This is a genomic window from Hydrogenovibrio sp. SC-1 (genome assembly GCF_002848135.1).
GTDB lineage: Bacteria > Pseudomonadota > Gammaproteobacteria > Thiomicrospirales > Thiomicrospiraceae > Hydrogenovibrio.
Window position 1 is genome coordinate 1 of the sequence record NZ_PKGB01000034.1, and the last position, 7,177, is coordinate 7,177.

Below are 7,177 nucleotides of genomic sequence, written 5' to 3' on the forward strand. Positions count from 1 at the left end.
CATAGAAGACAATTGTTATTACTTAGAGTATATCCCTATCGCTGTATTGGAGTCAGAATATGTATAACGCAAGATTGAGCAAGCAAATCTACCAAGAGTTGAAGAACGGCAAGATTATCAATAAGCATCGATTGGATAATGCCGCCAGATTTGTTCAGAATGAACTTTTTACCGAAATCATGGTGAACGAAGAAGATTATAGAAAACAGTTTGAAATGTCTGGGTATGAGTTTGTATTAACCGAATCGTTTGTTCTGATTAGAGAGCAGGGTAGAGATTCGGCAACGCTTAAGACGGATATGACGATGAAGGCTTATATTTTACTTTTGCTTTTAGGTAAGTACTTGAATGAACAGAATTATCGCTTCACGAAGCTGACGGCATCCGATGGCGGTCTGACTGTTGGAGATATTAATGCCGTAGGACAAATGCCTGACACGACTGAGCTCCTTGAAAAATCTGGAATGAAGAATGGGCTAATGAATAATATTAAGAATGTATTGGTAAAGCGAAACATTCTTTTGGAAAAGGCTAGTTCAGAAACATATATTTTATCGGATGCGGGAAAGGCTTTTTTTCAAGAAATTTTGACTAATCATCTTTATCAAGCGCATTCGTAGGTGTTGGACTGAGAAAAAGTTTTTATCCAGTAATAAAGTGTTGTCGTTGAAATGCCGAGTCGCTTTGCGACTTTGGCTACTGGGTAATTGTGACTGCTACTTTTTTCAGTTAATGTAATTTTTACATTAAAAAGTGTCTAGTGTTTACAGACCCTACCATACCGTACTACTCCTCAATTAAATAATCAAAGCAGACCTTCGTATAAAAAAGTGGTAGAATTAATTTAAGTATCTTTTGTAAACCTATGTCCATTTTCAACGGGATTCAAAAGTTTGGAACTTGCATTTGCCACCAAAGAACTCCGGGCTGTATGCCTAAATGAATCTCTTGCAGAGCAGAAATATGGTCATGACGTTGCACTCGCACTCAGACAACGCTTGGCAGAACTTTCAGCCATATCCGATGGCAATGAAATTTTTTGTCTACCTGGCTCACCAGAGGAGTTGAGTGATGGACACCAACTCTCTATTTCAATGAATTTAAACAAATCAATGCAATTAATTTTGACCTCTGGCAGAGGGTGTAACGCCTCCAGGGATACAACTGAAAAAGTGAACTGGTCTAGAGTGAGGCGTATAAAAATTCTAAATATATCTCAATATAGTTGAAGGGATTTATTATCATGACTGAAACTACAAATTTCTTACCTGACTGGGCCGTCCCACCTGGCTCAACGATTGAAGGACTTCTTGCTGAGAAAAGCCTTTCAGATATTGAGCTTGCCCATGACTTAGGGCAACCCATTGATAAAGTTCATCAGTTACTTAATGGAACTGCAGAAATAACAGAAGAAATTGCTTTACAATTAAGCAAAACTTTTGGACTTTCTGAGGCATTCTGGCAATTACGCGAAACCCAATACCGGGAGTCATTAAAGCGACTAGAGACCAATATTCAATGGGTGAATAGCTTTCCAATTGAAGATATGGTTAACAGTGGATGGCTACATCATTCAAACTCTATTAAAGAAAAAATAGCTGCTTGCCTAGATTTTTTTAATGTCCCATCCGTTTCTGATTGGTATGAACATTATGAAAATAGCCATAAACTAGTTGCCTTCAGAACATCAGAAAAGTTCCAAGCAGATGAAGCGGCAACCTTGGCTTGGCTACGCCAAGGAGAAATTAAGGCTGGACATATAGATTGCAACCCTTGGAATAAAGAGCAATTTTCGGATTCTCTATTTACTATCAGACAACTCACTCGTGAAAAATCCCCTTCAAAATTTCTACCTAAGCTTCAAGAGATTTGTGCAAAGAGCGGGGTAGCTCTCGTCATAGAGAAAGCACCAAAAGGCTGTCGTGCAAGTGGAGCTACAAAGTTTCTTTCCAAAAATAAAGCACTAATGATGTTAAGTGTAAGATATTTATCAGATGACCATTTTTGGTTTACTTTTTTCCACGAAGCAGGTCATTTGATTTTACACAACTCTCATTTGTTATTTTTGGAAGGCATTGATGGAAACACTGATGAAAACGAAAAAGAAGCAAATGCATTTTCATCGAATTTACTTGTTCCATCTGAATATCAGAAAGAAATGAAAGCGCTTCCTATTGCATATAAGCCCATTATGCGCTTTGCTAAAAAAATTGATATTGCCCCAGGAATAGTTGTAGGACAATTACAGTTTCATAAGAAATGCCCACCCAACATGCTAAACAGGCTTAAAGTTCGTTACACATGGAATTCTAAAGGTTAGCTAACCTCTAAAAGCAACGTATCTCCCAGGACTCTTCTGCCAATTACAAAGAGCATCTTCCATTTCCTGCATACCAATATCTAAGTATTTAGCCAGCTCAATTAGACTAGCATCTAACTTATCCGCAGACAAACTAGAAGTTGTCCGTCCACCATATAACAATTTAGCACCACTTAACGGGCCAGTTGCCCCAGTCAAATAGGCCGAATTAGCCTCAATAGGAGCCAAATCTAACTTTGCTAACATTGTAAGATAGTCAAACTTAGCAGTTCTACCAAATTTATGAACTCTCATCGTTCTATATAGCCAAGAGAATGCTTCCCTACGATCGCCTTGAGCAGTCTTAATTGATCGATCAAACCAATCACCATGACTACCATAACGCATTACCCAATCCACGTAACTTCTTACTGCGGCACCCGTACCTTTTGAAGTTGGCCGTAAGGTCTCATACTTCCTATGGTTTCCAAAACGGCGGCTTACCCCATCATTGCGCATAGCTTGATAATTCTGACTCAACCAATCATTGATAGCATTCGGATACCCTTGCATTACTTGCCAAGTAAATGGCCCATTAGTCATACCTAGTGCGCCGTAAATATCTCTTGTTAGGCGCCAACCATCTACAAGATGTTTTCCAAAGTGTATGGCCAAATAAACCAACCAGCATGCTTCGTCATGATTGCCGTTATTTCTGTAAAAAACAGCGGCCTTCAAAGGGTCAAACAAAGAACTATTTGGATCCACTCTGTCTTGGCTTATTTGTTGACTTCCAATTGCTTGAACATATTGTACACGCCTAATACTATCAATAATCTGTTCAATTAATGCCTGACGATTTTCAAAGTAAGTAATGCCGTTCAATAATCCTACTTCTCTTTCGTATCGTTCCAAGCCTGCCAAGAGCTGAGTTTCATAATGTAGCTTATCTTTTTGTTTCAACAAAATGCCTCTCTTGTATTTTGGGATATCCACCCTTGAATAGAAGTTTTCACTTCATTAGTAACGCCAAAACTGCTTTGGAGATTATGATTGTATCCCAAAACAAGAATCTCTCTGCCTAGTTTAACACCGGATACTTGGCTAATTTTCCCTTTATAAGAGTAACCTGTTACGCCTTTACTACTTCTTCTGGGAAGCACCCAGTCCGAGACTATCTCACGCTTAAAAGAAGTTCCTGTAATAGCCTGTAGATTTTCAATAACAGACTTGCCATTAAGCACTAGCACCTCAATACCCGAATCTCTCAATAGCCATCCCAGTATATCACCTGACATCTCAAGCAATCTTGAACGCTGTTGTAGCGAAAGTTCACCCCATTTTGTTTCTGTAGCAAACGGAACAAGATCCAAATGACAAGCATCAGAAAACATGCCATAGTATGAAACATTTGCCTCTATGAATAACTTTTCCAAAGCACGAAACCAGGAATCATACGAGTTGCCGCCAAAATACCCATAACAAGAAGAAATAATTTGATCTAGATCTTCCCCTGTAGCTTCTGACCATTTCTTGATGCCGAGAGAATTTAGGGTATGGAAGCGTCGCTCTGAACCCATTAACTCATGCCCGGAAGCGTCAACAAATTCTCTATTGCTCGGATTCAAACCTAATGTAGCCACTCTTGAGCTAGATAAATCCCCAAATGAAAGTACTGGGGATGCCCAAGGTATAACGCTTAATTCTCGAAGCTTTGGAGTATCAAGGCATTGAAGTAATTGTAATAAAATTTCACGAATATCCATTCACGCTCTCCAGTAATTTCTCATAGCTCCATATCGAACAAAGATATTTGAACAGGAATCTTTGAATCCATATCTGCTTGTTCTAGCTTAAGCTTTTTTGCACAACTAATTATTTGAATCCTGCTTCCTTTAAGTGCGCCTATCCGTAAAGCTTTGGCTCGAACTTCAATCGTTACATCATAATGAGGATATGATGCATTTTTTTGGAACCAAGCTCTTTTCAGCCCCAACTCCTCTGCAAAAACATGCAACTCATCTAGTGAATCTGCCACTAAATGACACCACTTCCTACTTCGCCACTGAATTCTTATATTATCAACGTATATAGCCATCGAGAACTAATTTTTTCTTTATTAATTGCATAATATGCAATATATTATGCAATATGGCAAAAAAATTCAAGTCTTCAGAGCTTATAGATAATTTATCTCATGCTATAAAAATCAAAAGGCATGATATGGGTTTAACTATTGAAAATCTTGAAGAAAAGACAGGAGTTAATCGTGGACAACTTTCAAGGTTTGAGACTGGTAAGTTTAAGACGGCATCAGAAAATCTGCATAAATTATGTAATTATTTGAACATTGATATATGGAATCCGCCAAAAAGAGTAGACTTAGGAAAAAGATTAAATCTATTTGCAGGTCGATCGGCAAAGCACCGTGATATTGCAGAAGAGACGATGCGGCTTTTAGAAAAGCTTGAACTCCAAACTTCCGAAAATTAACAGCTATCTTGTTTCCTTGCCAATCTATCCTCGACAAAAATATTGAACGCTTGATCATGAAAGCCTAACTTTAATTGTTTGCATCCGCTCCAGTTTTCATCCTTAAAATAGCGATGAATTAGCAAAACCCGGCACACATCTTTCCAATAAGGATCAATAGTTATCGAATCCAATGTTTTTAGGCTACCTGCTCTAATTTGCTCCTCAATTTTTCGAACTTTTTCTATACTTGACCATGGATCCCCTTCCGGCATAGGCTTCATAGATGTTTCTTCATAAAACCCTTCGCTTAGATATTGCTTTGCGTCTGCACGTCGGTTTTCATACAAATGCAAGCTTCCCACGGAGTGTTGATACACTCCAATATCAACCCCTATTGAGCGCGCAACAATTTCTTGTAGCATAGTAAATGAAAAAATATCGTGGGGAAGACCTAAAAAGACATCATTTGAGCGCATATTTACGAATAAATTGAGCTTCCCATTTCTTAGAAGGAATTGGAGAGTGCATGTACAAGGAATGGATTTATACTTTTGATTGATGTCTGTTGCATCGAAAAGTTGTATGACAGCTTGCCTAGAGTTAGGTTTTCTTAAAAGCAATTCTATAACATTTGATACTTGATTTATACTGCCAGACGAGTTGAAAAGCCTTTCGCCATACCCACTTCTAACGGTTTCTTCATCATCAGACTCGTTAACGTAATGTCGACCAACATAATAGACAATAAAATCCAGTCTGTTCTGACCTGTTAAGTACCAAAATAGCTCACCAAATGCGCTAAATACCTTCCCTTTAGTTTCACTTCGACTCAATCTTGATCGTGGGTTTTTGAGGACCAACGTTGCACCCAATATTTCTGTCATTAGGCCTCTAGTTGCCTCAATTTTGTTTTCACTTGAAAGAAGGGTTTTAAAAACGTCAAACATTAAATCGTCTAGAGTGTCCGCTTCAAAATATTTTTGCACGCATATTCCCCCTTTTAATGAAACGCCACTAAGATTCTAGAGGCTTTTTAGCCTAATTTCGTACTGCTTCTCGAATTAAACCGGTGAAAGTTGGTTGTTCCAAGAATGATGCCTTTTGGGATTGTAAAACATTTCAATGTAATCAAAAATGACTTGCTGTGTTTCATCCCGATTTTTTATACCTTTTTCTTAACCCGTTCTCGTTTCAATAACTGAAAAAAGCTCTCAGCAACTTCATTATAATGACAATTATCTCTGCGACGCATGCTGACTTCCAAATTATGAAATTTTAGGAAATGACTCAAATCATGGCTGGTATATTGACTACCTTAGTCAGTATGCATCGTAACTTTATTATCAGGGTTGTGCTTCCTTCTGCCATAAAAGCATTTAAAGCAAGGTCCCGGGAAAATCGAGGGGTTATGGAAATGTGTGTACATATAGTGAAAAAAATTTGAGCAGGAAATCTTTCAATGATATTTCAAATTGGTAGTGATTCGTGAGCTTCGTAAGTACATCTTTATTTCGAACTTGATTTTCCAGGTAGTTATAAGTATGATTATGGTTACTTGTTTAATCCTTAGTACAGGAATAACTCCAATTTGTTTGCTTGTTTTACGTTTTTTTGAAAAAACTAGCTTTTTTTACCAAAAAATGTATAAATTATATGAAAATTTGACAATCTTTATTTTTTACAATATAGTCCGCATTCTTTTCTAAACTTTATTAAAATAATTTTATGAGCCTTCAGGACGATGTCATTTTATAGAACTTTTGTTGAGTCTTTATCTGGATACGATCAAATAAAGAATTCGTACATTAATAATTCAGTTACTGATAACTACGAATTTGAGCGTTTGTACATGATGCGCGATTCAGATCATAGAAGTTTAGGTCAAGTTGTAGTGTTGCCTGAAGGTAAGTCTAACTGCCACACAGATTTCTTAACAAGCCAAGAGTTGCATGGAAAAGCTTTAGCTTCTATGAATGATCTTAACGAACTTGCTAATAGTTAATAGTGCTTTTTCAATAACTTAATAAAATACTATTATAAAAATCAAGAAATCAGGTTAATGGCTAAGTCACCCCTTTCTCCTTCAAAGCAACTAATAGAACTTATTGAAAGTCAAGCATTAGAAGATATTAAAACTATTAATGTCTCTTCAGAAAAAGAAGATGAAATTGACTTTTCGACTATCAATATTTGGTATTTAGAGACCGAAAAATTAATTCGCATACTTGCAAACATCTTACCTTCAACAATGGCACAACCAATCAATCAACTAAGATATGCTGGACACCACATATTAAAAGCTGCTTTAGACGGTGTAGAGCCACAAACCAAGAAAGCAAATCTCATAGAAGCATACAAGCATTGTAAGCGAGGATATTATGATGCTATTGATTTATATGTTTT

At 37.2% G+C, this 7,177-nt stretch carries 11 protein-coding genes and 1 pseudogene; 6 read left to right on the forward strand and 6 right to left on the reverse strand.

The genetic code is table 11. The features are described from left to right. The first annotated feature begins 59 nt into the window (after positions 1 to 59). Complete coding sequence (locus CYQ88_RS11260; RefSeq protein ID WP_101841434.1) at positions 60 to 620, forward strand: hypothetical protein; 561 nt, start codon at positions 60 to 62, stop codon at positions 618 to 620. Here CYQ88_RS11260 and CYQ88_RS11720 read toward each other — a convergent pair. Next, positions 605 to 739 carry a helix-turn-helix domain-containing protein gene (locus tag CYQ88_RS11720; protein ID WP_143483799.1) on the reverse strand — a complete coding sequence of 45 codons (135 nt, stop codon included), beginning with the start codon at positions 737 to 739 and terminating at the stop codon, positions 605 to 607. The two genes, CYQ88_RS11260 and CYQ88_RS11720, sit on opposite strands and share 16 nt — an antisense overlap. Before the next feature lie 154 nt (positions 740 to 893). Between CYQ88_RS11720 and CYQ88_RS11265 the strand changes: the two genes are divergently transcribed. Together CYQ88_RS11265 and CYQ88_RS11270 are read left to right on the forward strand one after the other, a co-directional pair. Further along, on the forward strand, positions 894 to 1,229 hold the full coding sequence (locus CYQ88_RS11265; RefSeq protein ID WP_101841435.1) for a hypothetical protein: 336 nt from the start codon (positions 894 to 896) through the stop codon (positions 1,227 to 1,229). A 14-nt stretch (positions 1,230 to 1,243) separates the two neighbouring features. After that, a complete protein-coding gene (locus CYQ88_RS11270; RefSeq protein ID WP_101841436.1) occupies positions 1,244 to 2,320 on the forward strand; it encodes an ImmA/IrrE family metallo-endopeptidase in 1,077 nt (358 codons plus the stop codon). Here CYQ88_RS11270 and CYQ88_RS11275 read toward each other — a convergent pair whose 3' ends face one another. The 3 genes from CYQ88_RS11275 to CYQ88_RS11285 are packed head-to-tail and all read right to left on the reverse strand — an operon-like array spanning position 2,321 to position 4,397. Next, entirely contained in the window at positions 2,321 to 3,262 is a 942-nt protein-coding gene (locus tag CYQ88_RS11275) for a hypothetical protein (RefSeq protein ID WP_143483797.1), read from the reverse strand. Next, complete coding sequence (locus CYQ88_RS11280; protein ID WP_199170202.1) at positions 3,259 to 4,065, reverse strand: hypothetical protein; 807 nt, start codon at positions 4,063 to 4,065, stop codon at positions 3,259 to 3,261. Before CYQ88_RS11280 ends, CYQ88_RS11275 begins: the two co-directional genes overlap by 4 nt. Positions 4,066 to 4,085: 20 nt before the next feature. After that, complete coding sequence (locus CYQ88_RS11285) at positions 4,086 to 4,397, reverse strand: DUF4031 domain-containing protein (protein ID WP_101841438.1); 312 nt, start codon at positions 4,395 to 4,397, stop codon at positions 4,086 to 4,088. 53 nt (positions 4,398 to 4,450) lie between these two features. Between CYQ88_RS11285 and CYQ88_RS11290 the strand changes: the two genes are divergently transcribed. Continuing rightward, on the forward strand, positions 4,451 to 4,792 hold the full coding sequence (locus CYQ88_RS11290; protein ID WP_101841439.1) for a helix-turn-helix domain-containing protein: 342 nt from the start codon (positions 4,451 to 4,453) through the stop codon (positions 4,790 to 4,792). Here CYQ88_RS11290 and CYQ88_RS11295 read toward each other — a convergent pair. Both CYQ88_RS11295 and CYQ88_RS11645 read right to left on the reverse strand, forming a co-directional pair. Beyond that, on the reverse strand, positions 4,789 to 5,760 hold the full coding sequence (locus CYQ88_RS11295; protein WP_101841440.1) for a thymidylate synthase: 972 nt from the start codon (positions 5,758 to 5,760) through the stop codon (positions 4,789 to 4,791). The two genes, CYQ88_RS11290 and CYQ88_RS11295, sit on opposite strands and share 4 nt — an antisense overlap. A gap of 75 nt (positions 5,761 to 5,835) precedes the next feature. After that, a pseudogene (locus CYQ88_RS11645) lies at positions 5,836 to 6,131 on the reverse strand (IS3 family transposase); the annotation flags it as partial. 384 nt (positions 6,132 to 6,515) lie between these two features. Here CYQ88_RS11645 and CYQ88_RS11305 point away from each other — a divergent pair. Together CYQ88_RS11305 and CYQ88_RS11310 are read left to right on the forward strand one after the other, a co-directional pair. Beyond that, on the forward strand, positions 6,516 to 6,776 hold the full coding sequence (locus CYQ88_RS11305; protein WP_101841441.1) for a hypothetical protein: 261 nt from the start codon (positions 6,516 to 6,518) through the stop codon (positions 6,774 to 6,776). 57 nt (positions 6,777 to 6,833) lie between these two features. Continuing rightward, positions 6,834 to 7,177 (forward strand): hypothetical protein (locus CYQ88_RS11310; RefSeq protein WP_143483798.1); only part of this gene is annotated, 344 nt, incomplete at its 3' end.

Excerpts from the sequence above, each read along its gene's own strand:
- CYQ88_RS11260 (WP_101841434.1), top strand. The coding sequence starts at position 60 with ATGTATAACGCAAGATTGAGCAAGCAAATCTACCAAGAGTTGAAGAAC.
- CYQ88_RS11270 (WP_101841436.1), top strand. The coding sequence starts at position 1,244 with ATGACTGAAACTACAAATTTCTTACCTGACTGGGCCGTCCCACCTGGC.
- CYQ88_RS11280 (WP_199170202.1), bottom strand. The coding sequence starts at position 4,065 with ATGGATATTCGTGAAATTTTATTACAATTACTTCAATGCCTTGATACT.
- CYQ88_RS11285 (WP_101841438.1), bottom strand. The coding sequence starts at position 4,397 with ATGGCTATATACGTTGATAATATAAGAATTCAGTGGCGAAGTAGGAAG.
- CYQ88_RS11290 (WP_101841439.1), top strand. The coding sequence starts at position 4,451 with ATGGCAAAAAAATTCAAGTCTTCAGAGCTTATAGATAATTTATCTCAT.
- CYQ88_RS11305 (WP_101841441.1), top strand. The coding sequence starts at position 6,516 with ATGTCATTTTATAGAACTTTTGTTGAGTCTTTATCTGGATACGATCAA.